This is a genomic window from Nocardioides sp. Root190 (assembly GCF_001428565.1).
Taxonomy (GTDB): Bacteria; Actinomycetota; Actinomycetes; order Propionibacteriales; family Nocardioidaceae; genus Nocardioides.
On sequence record NZ_LMIA01000013.1, the window covers coordinates 37,644 to 52,764 of the forward strand.

Below are 15,121 nucleotides of genomic sequence, written 5' to 3' on the forward strand. Positions count from 1 at the left end.
GGTGCCACGTGCGATCGCCGGCCGGTGCCGGTCCCCGTCCCTGACTAGCGGATGACGGTGATCGTCTTGCTCAGCTTGAGACCCGCCAGTGCGCTGCTGCCGTTGTAGCGGACCACCAGCGTCTTCTTGCCACGGGTCCGGAACAGCGGCAGCTTGGTGGTGGCCCTGCCGTCCACCAGCTTCACGGTGATCGAGCCGACGCCGGTCGCGGCGATGGTCACCGTGCCGTTGGCGGCCAGTCCACTGGCGTTGGACACCCTCACCGTGACGGTGGTGCGGGTCCGGTTCACGCGGATCGGGTCGCTGTGGACGTAGGTCATCTTGACCGCGCCCTTGACGACCGTCAGCGGTCCGGTGCCCGTCCCGGTGCCGACCCCGGCGTTGCCGCCGTAGGTCGCCGTCACCGCGTAGAGCGAGGTCGACGGCTTCACGATGCGGGCCGCGATGGAGATCCGGGCGACGCCGTTCAGGGCGACGGTCCCCGTCCCGATCACGCTGCTGCCGATCCGGAGCGTGACCGGCCCCCCGGCTGCCGAGGTCCCGGGGGCCGTGACGGTCACGTTGATCGTGCCGACCTTGCCGTACTCGATCCGCGACGTCGCCACGTTGATCGACGGCGTCGCCTTCGCGACCGCGACCGTGGCGTTGGACAGTGCGACACCGTCCGCGAAGCCGGCCGCCGAAGCGGTGACCTCCACCGTGATGACCTTGCCGACCTCGTTCGCCGTCAGCGTGTACGTCGAGGCGGTGGCCCCGGCGATCTCCACGTTGTCCGCGAGCCACTGCCAGGTGGTCGTCACCGCAGCCGGGTTCCAGGTGCCTGCCGTGGCGGTCAGCACCCGACCGACCCGAGCGGTGCCGGTGACCTCAGGGGCCGCGACGTTGGCGATGACGTCGAGGTCCGCGGCCACCACTGCTGCGGTCGCAGCCGAGACGGCGGAGCCGTCGGCGTACCCGTCCTTGGTGACGCTGACCTCGACGGTGACGGTCTTGCCGATGTCACCGACCACGGGGGTGTACTTGTCCGTCGTCGCGCCGACGACCTCGACTCCGCCGACCGACCACTGGTAGGCGGTCGTCGTCGGGTCCGGGGTCCACTCGCCGGCCGTGGCCGAGAGCTCCACGCCCACCTTCGGGGTTCCGGTGATGACGGGGAGGGAGTCGTTGACGAACTCGCCCTCGTCGACCGTGACGGGAACTCGCGAGACCGTGCCCGTGGTGGCGCCGACGAGCGTCAGCTCCACCACACCGTCGGCCTGGTCCTCGGGGATGGTGATCTCCACCGATGCGGTGCCGTAGGGGTCGTACCTCTCGGTCCCGACGGTGTTGTCCACCGGGAAGGAGTCGAGCAGGTCCTCGCCCAGCTTCACCTGGAGCTCGGTGTCGGTCGCGTCGCCCGGAGCCGTCATGGCCCACGACCCGACGGAGAAGGACACCGTGTCGCCCGGCGCGTAGGACGCCGGGGCGTCGACCGGGAACTCGACCTCGACCGCGCGCTGGCTGTAGTCCACCGGCAGCGGGTCGGTGGCAGCGAAGGTCGCCATGTAGTCGACCATCGCCGCCAGGTCGACCTTGCCGGTGTCGGCCTTGCCGGTCCCGTTCGCGAACTCGCGGAAGTTGTCGCCTCCGGAGCCCAGGAAGGAGTTGACCGTGACCGAGTACGTCGCGGCCGCGTCGATGGGCTCGCCGTCGAGCCACATCCCGGTCACCTCACCCTGGAAGGTCTGGGTGCCCATGACGGTCACCGGGGTCTCCACGTAGGTGTAGGTGAAGCCCTCGGAGGCACCCAACCGCAGGAACGGCCGGGTCGGCACGGTCCCCGTCGTCGTACGCTGCCACTGCTGCTCCAGCGCCGTCTCGATCTGGGCACCGGTCAGGTCCATGTTGACCAGCGTGTTCGCGAACGGCTGGACCACGGCGGCACCCTTGTAGGTGAGCTCACGGACGTCGCCGTTGAGCGTGCCGGCCATGTCCGAACGGAGGCCGCCCGGGTTCATGAACGCGATCTGGGCAGAGCCGGACTCGGGCTTCTCCGTGGCCCACCTCTGCACCTCGGCCACCTGGTTGCTCAGCGTGGACTCCCCACCGCGGTTCGGGTCGGTGTTGCCCGTGATGCGGGCCCGGTTGAAGGGCGCCTCGAGCTCGCCGATCTTGACCGAACCCTGGACCTCGGCCTCGGCCTTGGCGGCGTTGACGATCGTCTCGACGGCCGGGTCCTTCGGTGAGGCGGCGGTCAGCGCGACGATCGACTGGGTCTTGGCGACCACGTCGCCGGTGCTGCCGTCGATCGAGAACACCAGTTTGTTGATGTTCTGGCCGTACTGACCGGCAGAGACCACGGGACGCTCGACAACGTCGCGCCCCTCGGTCGCCCACTCGGGCACCGGGATCGAGCAGTTGTAGGCGAGGTGCGTGTGACCGGAGACGATCGCGTCGACGTCGGCCGACACGTTCTGGGTGATGTTGCCCCAGATCGTGTTCTCGTCCAGGAACTGCGGCGAGGCACAGCTGGTCGAGGCGGAGCCCTCGTGGACCAGGAGGACCACCAGGTCGACCGGACCGCCCGGGTTGCCCGGAGCACGAAGCGCCGCAGCGGCGTCATTGGTCGAGTCCACGATGTCGGACACCGTGATCCCCTCGATGCCGTCGGGGCTCACCAGCGACGGCAGCTCCTCGGTGACGGCGCCGACGAAGCCGACCCGGACCCCGTCGAAGTCCTTGATCCACGTCTCGGCCAGGTCGTCGCGGCCCTCGGGCTCGTTGACGTTGGCTGCGATGTACTCCCACTCCGCACGGTCCTTGACCCGACCGACGAGATCCTCGTAGCCCTGGTCGAACTCGTGGTTGCCAGCGGCAGACACGTCGAGACCGGCTTCGTTGAGCACGTCGATGGTCGGCTCGTCGTCCTGCACGAAGGACTCGAAGGTCGAGGCCCCGATCAGGTCACCGGCCGCCACGAAGACGGTGTCCGGGTTCTCCGTGCGCAGCTGCTTCACCGTGCCGGAGAGCACCGACGCGGGGCAGAGCACCGTCGCGCAGGTGGCATCCGCCGGCGACTCGTCGACCAGCAGACGACCGTGGAAGTCGTTGGTCCCGACGATCTGGATGTCGCGGACGTCATCGACCTCGATGAAGTACGGGATCGACGTCTTGGTCGTCGGCCCGTAGACCGTCAGCTCCTGGACACCGTTGCCGATGCCCTCCGGCAGCGTGAGCGACACGGTGGCCGTGCCGTAGTTGTCGTAGGGCAGGTTGCCGATGGTGTTGCTCACCGCGAAGGTGTCGATGATCTCGTCGCCGAGCTTGACCTGCAGCTCGGTGTCGGTCGCGTCACCGACCGCCGACATCGCCCACGAGGCGATGGTGAAGTCCACCGTGTCGCCCGGCTTGTACGACGCCGGGGCATTGGCGGCGGGGGTCAGCTCCACGCCGCGCTGGCTGTAGTCGACGGGGAGCGGGTCCGCGTTGTCGTACTGCGCCATGTAGTCGACCATCGCCTGCAGGTCGATCTGCCCGGTGTCGACCTTGTCGGTGCCGTTGGCGAGCTCCCAGAAGTTGTCGCCGCCCGTCCCGAGGAACGAGTTGACCGTGACGGAGTACGTCGCCGCCAGGTCGATCGGCTCGCCGTTGAGCCACATACCAGTGACGGTGCCCTTGAAGGTGTTGACCGGGGCCGTGCTCGGCAGGGTGACGACCTCGGGAGTCTCGTCATAGGTGTAGGTGAAGCCCTGCGAGATGCCGAGCCGCAGGAACGGCCGTGACGGCACGCCGCCCTGGGCATTGCGCTGCCACTGCTGCTCGAGCACCGTCTTGAGCTGGGCACCGGTGAGCTTCAGGTTGACCAGCGTGTTGGCGAACGGCTGCACGTCGGCCGCGTCGCGGTAGGTCAGCTTCCGGTTGGTGCCGTCGAGGATTCCGGGCATGTCGGCGCGAAGGCCGCCCGGGTTCATGAAGGCGATGTCGGTCTCGATGCCGGCCTCGTCGGTGGCCCAGCGCTGGACCTCGGCGACCTGGTTGCTCAGCGTCGACTCGCCACCGCGGTTCTCGGTGGCGTTGCCGCCGGGAAGGTAGCGAGCCCGGTTGAACGGACCCTCCATCCGGCCGAGCTCCTGGGCACCTGCGGTCTGCGCGAAGTCGACCGCGGCGTCCACGATGTCCTGCACGTCCTCGTCGGGCGCGTAGCCGACACCCGCCGTGGCGATGACGTCCTGCGTCACCGCGGCGAGCTCGCCGGTGCCCTCGTCGAACTTGAAGACCAGCTTGTTGAGGTTGGTGCCGTACTGGCCCGCCGAGACGACCGGGCGCTGCTTGACCGCCCGGTCGGCGTCGTCGGCCCAGGCGGCGACGGGGTACTTGCAGTTGTAGGCGAGGTGCGTGTGGCCGGAGATGATCGCGTCCACGTCGCCCGAGGTGTTCTGGACGATGTTGCCCCAGACCGTCGCCGGGTCGGTGAACTGCGGCGAGGCGCAGTTCGTCGAGGGCGAGCCCTCGTGCACGAGCAGGACGACGAGGTCGACCGGCCCGCCGGGGTTGGCCGCCGAGCGCAGCGCGGTCGCGGCAGCGTTGGTCGCGTCCACCACGTCGGTGACGGTCACGCCCTGGATGCCGGCCGGGTTGACCAGTGCCGGGAGGTCCTCGGTGACGGCGCCGACGAAGCCGATCCTCTTGCCGTCGAGCTCCTTGACCCACGTCTCGGCGAGCTGGTCCGGAGCGGCGATCGAACCGTCGTACTCCAGGTTGGCGGCGATGTACTCCCAGTCCGCACGGTCGCGGATGCGACCTTCGAAGTCGGCGTACCCCTTGTCGAACTCGTGGTTGCCCGCAGCGGACACCTCGAGTCCCATGGCGTTGAGAGCGTCGATCGTCGGCTCGTCGTCCTGGATGAAGGACTCGAAGGTCGACGCACCGACCAGGTCACCCGCCGCCACGAAGACCGTGTTCGGGTTCTCGTCGCGCAGCTCGTCGATAGCCGAGGCGAAGGGTGCCGCACCCGCGGCGTTGCCTCCGTCGGGCAGCAGGCGACCGTGGAAGTCGTTGGTGCCGACGACCTGGATCTCCTGGTACGACGGCTCCGTCGCGTCGGGGAGGTTCAGCCCGACGATCTCGGGGTTGTGGTCGGAGGTGCCGAACGGCAGGTTCGGCTCCCAGAAGTCGGTGACGTTGTAGTTGTAGCGGCTGTACTGGTAGGAGATCGCCTCGTTGGCGTTGATCTCCCAGATGTCAGCGCCGGTCACCATCGACATCGCGGCCTCGTTGCCGAGCACGTGGTCGAGCGAACCGGAGTACCCGGAGAACGAGTAGCTCTCCTCACCGGCGGTGTCGGACTCGATCAGCTCGAAGCCGGCCGACTCGAGGACGTGGATCGGGTCCTCCCTCGAGTAGGCGTTGAAGTCACCAGCGAGGAAGACGGCCTCGATGCCACGCTCCTCGGCGAACTCGTCGGCGAACTGGGTCAGACGCGTCGCCTGACGAGTGCGGTCGCCGTTGAAGGCGCCGTAGTACGGGCTGTTGGTGTTGTCACCGCTCTGGCACAGCGCCGGCGGGTCGTTGGTGGAGCAGCTGTCGCCCTTGGACTTGAAGTGGTTCACGATGACGGCGAACGCGTCGCTGTCCAGGCCACCGGTCTTCTTGAACGCCTGGGCCAGCGGCTCGCGGGCGTTGGTGAACTCCGTCGTGCCGAAGAGGATGTCGGACTGCCCGACGGGGGTCACCGCGGCCGGCTTGTAGATGAAGGCCGGACGGATGACGTCCTGCTCGGCAATCGCGCCGGCCGTGTTGGCCTCACCGGGACTGCGGACGTACTTCCAGGTGCCCGGACCCTCGACACCGTTGAGGAGCTCGACCAGTCGGGCCACCGCGTCGTCACGGTTGGCCTCGCCGGGGAGCTTGATCGAGTTCTCGATCTCCTCCAGGCCGATCACGTCGGCGTCCATCGCGGCGATCGTGTTGGCGAGCTTGATCTCCTGACGGGTCAGACTGACGGACGTCGCCGCACCACGCGGCCCACGACCGTCGTTGGTGGTGCCCTCGTTGGCCGGCGTGCTCGGGTCGTCCAGCAGTCGCACCCCACAGGAGTTGTTGCCGATCCGGTTGCTCGCCCGGTCCGTGTAGTAGGTGCAGAACGTGTCGAGCGGCGGGTTCTGCGACGCGCCGGAGGCGGCATAGGCCTCACCGGTGGTGTTGAAGTAGTTGAGGACGTTGAAGGTGGCGATCTTGACGTCACCGCCGACAGGCGCCGGGGTCAGGTTCGGGGTCCTGTCGTCCGCGAACGTCACGACACTGGCACCGTTGAGCGTCACCTGCGTCTGGGGCTGGAACTTCCAGACGTTGTTGCGCCAGTCGAGCACGACGGGAGCCTCCAGGCTCGCCTCGGCGCCGACCCGCGGCGGGTTCGGGTTGGCCGAACCGTTGGCGATGGTCAGGTACGGGACCGGGAGCGCCTTCGTGGTCTGGTTCTGCAGGAAGTTCGTGGTGGCACCGTCGTCGAGGACGACCCCGCGGGCGAGGTTCTCCGCGTCGATGGCTTCGAGGGCAGCGGCGTCATCGTCGTCCGCGAACTCGGTCGGCTGCTTGAGCGGGGTGGTGCCCACGGCCAGCCCGATCTCGCCGTACTGGTTGGTCGAGTAGTTGTTGGAGACCGTGAACGTGTCGGTCGGGGCGAGCAGCTCGCCCTCACGGACCTCGCGCTCCTCGGCCGTGGTCGGGAACGCCACCACGCGAGGCGTGATCGTGCCGAGCGAGGTGTCGAGCTTCGTGACTCCGGCCGCACCGGGCACGATCTGGGTGAGGTCGAAGAACTCGGCGATCGGGCCGGTGACGCGCACCGAGTCACCGACCTGGATCCCAGCCGGGATGTTGGCGTTGGTGGAGCCGCCGTAGACGAAGATGCCGTCGGAGGCGCCCACGGTGTCAGCACCAGGAGTCTGGATGTAGAGACCGTTGTAGCCACCCGACGGATAGGCCGCGGTCACCACACCCTCGGTGGACTTGATCTCGGTGCCCGCGGTGTTGCCGGTGGCCGGAGCGAACGGCGAGCGCGCGCCCGTGCCCTGAAGCTCTGCGATGGAGGTGATCGAGAGCGGCGCGGCGACGGCGATCGTGAACGTCGCGGTAGCGGTCGCGTCGACGTCGTCGGTCGCGGTGACGGTGATCTCCACCGGCGATTCGGTCACCGTGGTCGGCGTACCGGTCAGCAGCCCGGTCGCAGACAGCGAGAGGCCAGCCGGGAGCGTGCCGTTCGTGACCGTCCACTCGTACGGCGACGTACCACCGCTCGCAGCGAGCTGGACGGGCGTGATGGCCTGGTTCTGCGTGAAGGTCTTGTCGCCCGGGTCGGTCGCCACGAGCGGCTCGGGCTCGCTGGTTCCACCCGAGGTGATGGTGATGTTGTCGATGCCGACGTGCTCATTGCTGCCGGTGGCGTTGTCGAGCGTCATGACGCGGACGTAGACGTCGGCCTTGTCGTCCGCCGCGGCGGGCAGAGCGGCCTCGACGTGCGTGGTCACGACCGCCGGGTTGGAGGCGACGGTGGCATCGGTGAGGTAGCCCGCTGGAATGTTGGTGTAGGCACCCGAGGTGCCGACGCGGTACTGCAGCGCGACCCTGGTCGGTTGGTCGTCAGTACCGCTGTCGAGGTCCTGGACGTCGTACTCGATCCCGATGCCGGACTCACCGGTGGTGTCGAGGTGGAACACGAGCAACGGCGTCGTGATCGACCCCGTGGCGCTCAGCGCGAGGGTCTTGTTCGTCGCCGAATGGAAGGCGAGTACGCCGCCGGTCGACACCGTGTTGGGCGTGTTGGCCGCCTGCAACGACAACGACGACACCAGGGTGCCCTCAGCCGTGAGCGTCCCGACGTCCGTGGTGTTCGCCGGGTTGGCCGCCGAGATCGTCGTGGTGGTCGAGAATCCCTCCACCCCGTCGAAGTCCCCCCACGTGCTGGCGGACGACAGGGTCGACCAGTCCTGGACATAGGGGAACGTCGTGATCTTGGCCGAGACGCTGGCCTCGGCGGGGCTCGCTGCGACGGCCGCCAGGCCGGACACGGCCAGTGCCGCACTGAGGGAACCGAGCAGGAACTTCTTCGCTGAACGCATCGATCTTCTTCCGTGGTCGCAAGCGGCAGCCGCGACGCAGTGCCGAGATGCGAGGCGAACGTGGGGGGAAGGAGCCCTGACCATAGACCGGGGAACCGGTCACCTGACAAGAGACTGAGAAAATCTCCTGCAACGATTTGATGAAGAAACGGTGCCGGGAGCACACAGGAGCCGCACAGACCGCGGCATCGGACCTCAGGCCGCGGATGAATTCCCGGTGCGGCGCAGCGACCCGCGCTGGCGCCACACGTCACGGAAGAACTCGTAGCCCGACCAGAGGGTCAGCGCGAAGGCGACCAGCAGCAGCACGATCGCCACGCCGTAGGTCACCTCGCCCGGGACGTCGAGCCAGCCGTCGACCTCGAGCAGCGGCAGGGTGAGGAAGCCGAGGGCCAACGCCTGGGCGACGGTCTTCCACTTGCCGCTCTGCGCGGCGGCGATCACGACGGACTTCAGGACCGACAGGCGCAGCAGGGTCACGGCCCACTCGCGGACCAGCACGATGACGGTGATCGCCCACATCCACCAGGTGTCCATGATGATCGACAGGCCGATGAAGGCCATGCCGGTGATCGCCTTGTCCGCGATCGGGTCGGCGATCTTGCCGAAGTCGGTGACCAGGTTGCGCGCCCGAGCGATGTCGCCGTCGACCTTGTCGGTGACCATGGCGACGAAGAAGATGCCCCACGCGACCGTGCGCCAGGTGACCGAGTCGCCGCCGTCGACGAGGAGCGCCCACCCGTAGAACGGCACGAGGAAGATCCGCAGCGTGGTGAGCGCGTTGGGGATGTTCCAGTTGCTCGGCACGGCCGAGGTCGGGGTCTCCCCCGTGCTGGTGTCGCTCATCAGTTGCCCTCCTGGGGCTCGGCGATCAGGTCGACACCGTCGGAGGCGACGACGACCGCGCGGACGAAGTCGCCCACCCTGGCTTCCGGGACGCCGAGGACGCGGGTGCTGCCGTCGACCTCGGGGCCCTGAACGGCTGCACGACCCTCAACGGTTCCGTCACCGGTTCCGTCGGGGTCGACCTCCTCGACGAGCACCTCGACGACCTCGCCGATCCGCTCCTCCGCGCGCTGCGCGGTGAGCTCGGAGACCAGGTCGGTGACGTGCTGGACGCGGGCGCGGATCTCATCGTCGTCGAGCTTGCCGTCGAACGACTCCGCCTCGGTGCCGTCCTCGTCGGAGTAGCCGAAGACACCGGTCACGTCCATCCGCGCTGCTTCGAGGAAGTCGCACAACGTCTGGAACTCCTCCTCGGTCTCACCGGGGAAGCCGACGATCACGTTGGAGCGCACCCCGGCCTCCGGGGCGAGTCGACGGACCTGGTCGAGCAGGCCCAGGAAGCTCTCCGGGTCACCGAAGCGGCGCATCCGGCGCAGCACCGTGGCGCTGGCGTGCTGGAAGGAGAGGTCGAAGTACGGCGCCACGCCCGGCGTGGTCGCGATCGCGCGGACCAGACCCGGACGGGTCTCGGCAGGCTGCAGGTAGGACACCCGCACCCGCTCGATGCCGTCGACGGCAACGAGCTCGGGCAGCATCGTCTCCAGCAGGCCCAGGTCGCCCAGGTCCTTGCCGTACGACGTGGAGTTCTCCGAGACGAGGAACAACTCCTTCACGCCCTGCTCGGCCAGCCACACGGCCTCGGCCAGGACGTCGGAGGGTCGGCGGCTGATGAAGGAGCCGCGGAACATCGGGATGGCGCAGAAGGTGCACCGGCGGTCACAGCCACTCGCGAGCTTCAGCGGGGCCATCGGGCTGTTGTCGAGCCGCTTGCGCAGTGCCGCGCGGCCCGGGATCGCGACCTCCTGGCCCGCGTCGGCCGGACGCTCCGCGACCGCCTGGCGCTCGGCCGGGCTGATCGGGAGCAGGAGCCGCCGGTCACGGGGGGTGTGCGGGTGCTGCTTCTCACCGGCCAGGATCGAGCGGAGCCGACCGGAGATGTCCTGGTAGTCGTCGAAGCCCAGCACGGCATCGGCCTCGGGCAGTGACTCGGCGAGCTCCTCGCCGTACCTCTCCGCCAGGCAACCGACCGCGACGACGGCACGCGTGCGTCCCGTCTCCTTCAGGTCGGAGGCGGCGAGCAGGGTGTCGATCGAGTCCTTCTTGGCCGCGTCGACGAAGCCGCACGTGTTGACCACGACGGTGTCGGCGTCCTCCGGGTCGTCCACGAGGGTGAACCCGTCGGCGGCCAGGCGGCCGGCGAGCTCCTCGGAGTCGACGTCGTTGCGGGCGCACCCCAGGGTGAGCAGGGCAACCGAAACGGGGGCAGGAGAAGTCGTCATGTCTGCTCGAGCCTACCGCTGACGGCGGTCTCGCCGGGATTCGTCAGGAGGCGCCCTTGCGCACGACAACCGTCTTGTTGACCTCGGCCCCGGTGTCCCCCAGCGCCTTCGCGCGGGCGGCACCGACGGCGTAGGTGACCGAGCCGTCCGTGCTGTAGATGCGGATGGGCGCAACGACCTTGAGCTCGGTGGTCTGGCCGAAGGCCAGGTTGCCCTCGAAGACGATCCGGCCCGCGGCATCACGCACGTTGAGCGTCGCGCCGCCGCCGGCAGCGGTCAGCGTCAGCTTCACCGGATCACCCTGAGTGGTGGTGGTCGCGTTGCTGAGGTCACCGAGCACGGGCGCATCGGCCACCGGGGCCGGGCCGTCAGTGACGAGCCGGGCCACGGACCACACCAGCACGGCGCCCATGACGGCAGCGATGAGCACCGACCAGTTGCGGCCGCCGCGGGTGCTGCGGATCGCACCGCCCGCTCCGGTCGCCAGCTCGGACTCGAAGACGCGTCGCGGGTCGACGGGAGCGTGGGCGTAGTGCTCGTCATAGGCCGACACCAGCGGTGCTGCGTCGATGCCCAGGACCCGGGCCAGCGTGCGCAGGTGGCCGCGGGCGTAGAAGTCGCCTCCGCAGGGAGCGAAGTCGTCGACCTCGATCGCCTCGATGACGTGCGGCCGGATCCGGGTCCGCTCGGAGACCTGGTCGATGGTCAGGCGCAGCCGCTCGCGGGCCGCGCCGAGGTCCGGTCCGATGACGGGCTCGGCGGCCGGCTGGACGGCCAGGTCCTCGAGGACGACGGTCATCGACTCGTGTGCCTCCAGGGAGGCCGGCGCGTGCGACTCGTCGACGTACTGCTGCCGCTCGGTCGCGTCGCGCTCGACGCGGGCCGGGAGCACGGTGGGACGCCCGGGCACCGGCGGATCGCCGCCCTGGTCGTCGCTCTGGTCGTGGTCGTCGTACTGGTCGTCGTCGTCCCCGACGAGGTCGATCTCGCCGGTCGCCTCGGCATCCCCGGCCGCAGAGGCAGCCGGGCCCAGCAGGATCTCGTCGGTGGTCTCGGTGTCGTCGACCAGGTCGGCGTCGACCCGCTCGATGCTGCCGGTGTCCCCGGAGGACTCACGGATCCGGGCCAGGCGCGAGCGCAGCCGGTCGACGTCCGCCTGGTCCGGGCGACCGAACTCGTCAGCAGGCGGGAGCACCATCTCCGGGTCGGGAGCGGCCTCCTCGGTGGCACCGGAGAGGCCGGCGGACACGCGCGCCGCGATCCCCCGCTTCTCACCGGGGACCGTGGCCTGCTCGTCGTCGCGGTACAGGTCGCTGAGTCGGGGAACCGAGGTCGTGGTCCGCACGCCACCGTCCTCGTCGAAGCCGGTCACGACCTCGACGACATCGGCGCGGCCGTCGGCCAGGTCGGCCAGCACGTCGCTCAGCGAGACCCCGGAGGCTCCCACGACCCGGGTGGCCAGGGTGAGCGGTACGACGAGCTGCTGGTCGTCGTACCCGTCGACGAGAAGGTGTCCGTCGCGGAGCAGTCCGCGACGCGGGAGGTGCTCCATGCAGTCGATCTCGGGCCAGGCGATGCCACGCCACACGGCGCCCTGGCGCACCCGGACACCATGGCCGTCGGCGATCAGGAGCGGTGCGCGGCTGTCGCCGAGCGAGGCGAGGTGCACGACGGTGACGATGCCGAGGACGGCGAACACCAACCAGTCCAGGCCGGTCCCGCCGGTGAACGCGCGGGCAGCGAAGGCCACGGTCAGGACGGCAGCGAAGCCGCCGATCGTCGAGGCGAGGGCGACATTGCGGCGCACCTCCACCTGGTGCTCGGGAAGCGAGCCGCGATCGTCGGGCCGGTCGAGGTCGTCGAGATGATCGACGTCGTCGAACTCGCCGAACTGGTCTGTGGCTGTCGGGTTCTCGCTCACCTGGGTCACGCCTCCCCCTGAATGGTCATGATCACGGAATCGAGCTCATCGGGCTTGACCAGCACGTCGCGCGCCTTGGACCCCTCGCTGGGGCCGACGACGCCCCGGCTCTCGAGGATGTCCATGAGTCGGCCTGCCTTGGCGAAACCGACGCGGAGCTTGCGCTGCAACATCGAGGTCGAACCGAACTGGGTGGAGACGATCAGCTCGATCGCCTGCACGACCAGGTCCATGTCGTCGCCGATGTCGTCGTCGAGGACCTTGTTCGCCGCCGCCGGGGCGGTGACGTCCTCGCGATAGTTCGGCTCGAGCTGGGTCTTGCAATGCTTGACGACCTGGTGGATCTCCTGCTCGGTGACCCACGCCCCCTGGACCCGGATGGGCTTCGAAGCGCCCATCGGCAGGAACAGGCCGTCGCCCTGGCCGACCAGCTTCTCGGCGCCGGGGGTGTCGAGGATGACGCGGCTGTCGGCGAGGCTCGAGGTCGCGAACGCCAGTCGGGACGGGACGTTGGCCTTGATCAGACCGGTCACGACGTCGACCGAGGGCCGCTGCGTCGCGAGGACCAGGTGGATGCCCGCGGCACGGGCGAGCTGGGTGATCCGCACGATCGAGCTCTCGACGTCACGCGGCGCGACCATCATCAGGTCGGCGAGCTCGTCGACGATGACCAGCAGGTAGGGGTACGGCGTGAGGACGCGCTCGCTGCCCGCAGGGACCTCGACCTTGCCCTCGCGCACGGCCTTGTTGAAGTCGTTGATGTGGCGGAACCCGAAGTTCGCGAGGTCGTCGTACCTCATGTCCATCTCGCGGCAGACCCACTCGAGCGCCTCGGCGGCCTTCTTCGGGCTGGTGATGATCGGGGTGATCAGGTGCGGCACACCCTCGTAGGCGTTGAGCTCCACGCGCTTGGGGTCGACCATGATCATCCGGACCTCGTCCGGCGTGGAGCGCATCAGCACCGAGGTGATCATCGAGTTGATGAAGCTCGACTTTCCCGAGCCGGTCGCACCCGCGACGAGCAGGTGGGGCATCTTCGCGAGGTTGGCGACCACGAAGCCGCCCTCGACGTCCTTGCCCAGACCCGACAGGAGCGGGTGGTGGTCGGTGCGCGCGACGTTCGAGCGGAGCACGTCACCGAGGGAGACGATCTCCTTGTCGGAGTTGGGGATCTCCACACCCACGGCGGACTTGCCGGGAATCGGGCTGAGGATCCGCACGTCCTCGGAACCGACGGCGTAGGAGATGTTGCGCTGGACGCCGAGGATCTTCTCGACCTTGACGCCGGTGCCGAGCTCGATCTCGTAGCGGGTGACCGTCGGCCCCCGCGTGTAACCGGTGACCTGGGCATCGACGTTGAACTCGTCGAGCACGGTCTGCAGTCGGTCGACGACCGCGTCGCTCGCCTTGGAGCGGGCCCGGTGCGGGTCGCCCGGCTTGAGGGCGGTGGCATCCGGGAGCGTGTAGACGATGTCGCCGGACAGCGCGAGCTGCTCGACGCGCTGCGGGAGGTCGGCGTGCGGCGGCGGCTCGAGGTCGCCGGTCTCCTCCGGCGTGGCCTTCGCCCGGCCGAGACGACGCGAGATGAGGGCGTTGCTGCCGGCCTCCGGGTCGATCGGCTCGTCGTCGACGAGCGGGAGGTCGATCGGCTCGAGAAGCTCCATCGACTCCTCGGCCGGGTTCTCCTCGGCCTTCTTGCGGCGGCGCTTCTTCGGCTCCGCGACGACCGGGGAGTCGTAGGCGGGGTCGCCCATCCGCTCGAAGGTGTCGTCCAGGCGCATCGCCTGGGTCTCGTCGCCGAGGTCCTCGTGGTGGCGACCGAACAGCATGTCGCTGAGATCGCGCAGCCGGTCCGGAACGCGGTACAGCGGCGTCGCGGTGATGACCAGCACGCCGAAGAAGGAGAGCAGTGCGAGCAGCGGCACGACGACCGAGGCCGACCGCAACAGGTCCAGCAGGAGCGCGGAGACGACGTACCCGACCGCTCCCCCGCCCTCACGCAGCGCGGAGGTGTCGCCCTGGACGGGCTCGGGGGTGCCGTTGGCGATGTGGACGATGCCGAGCAGGCCGAAGGAGAACGCCGACCAGCCGATGACCTGACGACCCGCGGGGCCGTTGCCGGCCGGGTCGCGCATGATCCGCCAGCCGGCGAGGAGCACCAGCAGCGGGACGAACCAGCCGATCTTGCCGACCGTGCCGGAGACCGCGGTGCGGGTGAAGTCCATGACGCCGCCGGGCACCTCGAACCACACCGCGGCGGCGATGATCAGTGCCACCCCGCACAGGAGCAGTCCGAAACCGTCACGGCGCTGCTCGGGCTCGATGTCGCGGGCGCCGTGACCGATGCCGCGAGCGACGGCACCGATGCCGTGCGCGAAAGCGATCCACACCGCCGCCACACCACGTCCGAGCGCCGTGAAGGCGCGCGCAACCGGCCCGGGGCCGCTTCGGACGGCGCGCGGAGCTGGCCGCCTGGCCGAAGTCGACTTCTTGGCCGGTGGCTTCTTCTTGGTGGTCGTACTACGAGATCGCGAGCTGGTCGTCTTCTTCGCGCCCGAGCGAGAAGAAGCGGCGGTCCTGCTACGCGACGCCGTCGGGGAAGACGTACGGGTCGCCATGCTCACAACTTACCCACAAGTCCCATCTGTCACAGGGACAACACGCGAACGGGATTCCCTGGCTGGGGATTGCGGCCCGCCGCCGCCCGCCGCAAACCTTCCTGCCCAGACCCACCCGACAGGGAGATCTTGCGCCGGGACTCTGGACCTCCCGCGTTCCGGGCGCCTAGTGTGCCGACCACGTGCTTGGAGCGGGCGACA

The 15,121-nt window shown here is 69.1% G+C and carries 5 protein-coding genes; all 5 read right to left on the minus strand.

What is annotated here, in order from left to right; genetic code table 11:
- Positions 1 to 44 precede the first annotated feature (44 nt).
- Positions 45 to 8,096, minus strand: a complete 8,052-nt coding sequence (locus ASE01_RS20765) for an ExeM/NucH family extracellular endonuclease (RefSeq protein ID WP_056757159.1) — start codon at positions 8,094 to 8,096, stop codon at positions 45 to 47.
- 195 nt (positions 8,097 to 8,291) lie between these two features.
- Positions 8,292 to 8,942 (minus strand): CDP-diacylglycerol--glycerol-3-phosphate 3-phosphatidyltransferase, encoded by a 651-nt coding sequence (gene pgsA, locus ASE01_RS20770; RefSeq protein WP_056757162.1) that lies wholly within the window; start codon positions 8,940 to 8,942, stop codon positions 8,292 to 8,294.
- On the minus strand, positions 8,942 to 10,381 hold the full coding sequence (rimO, locus tag ASE01_RS20775) for a 30S ribosomal protein S12 methylthiotransferase RimO (protein ID WP_056757165.1): 1,440 nt from the start codon (positions 10,379 to 10,381) through the stop codon (positions 8,942 to 8,944). Before rimO ends, pgsA begins: the two co-directional genes overlap by 1 nt.
- 43 nt (positions 10,382 to 10,424) lie before the next feature.
- Entirely contained in the window at positions 10,425 to 12,311 is a 1,887-nt protein-coding gene (locus tag ASE01_RS20780) for a helix-turn-helix domain-containing protein (protein ID WP_056757167.1), read from the minus strand.
- Positions 12,308 to 14,920, minus strand: coding sequence for an FtsK/SpoIIIE family DNA translocase (locus ASE01_RS20785; RefSeq protein WP_082606275.1), 2,613 nt, complete (start codon positions 14,918 to 14,920; stop codon positions 12,308 to 12,310). Before ASE01_RS20785 ends, ASE01_RS20780 begins: the two co-directional genes overlap by 4 nt.
- Positions 14,921 to 15,121 lie beyond the last annotated feature (201 nt).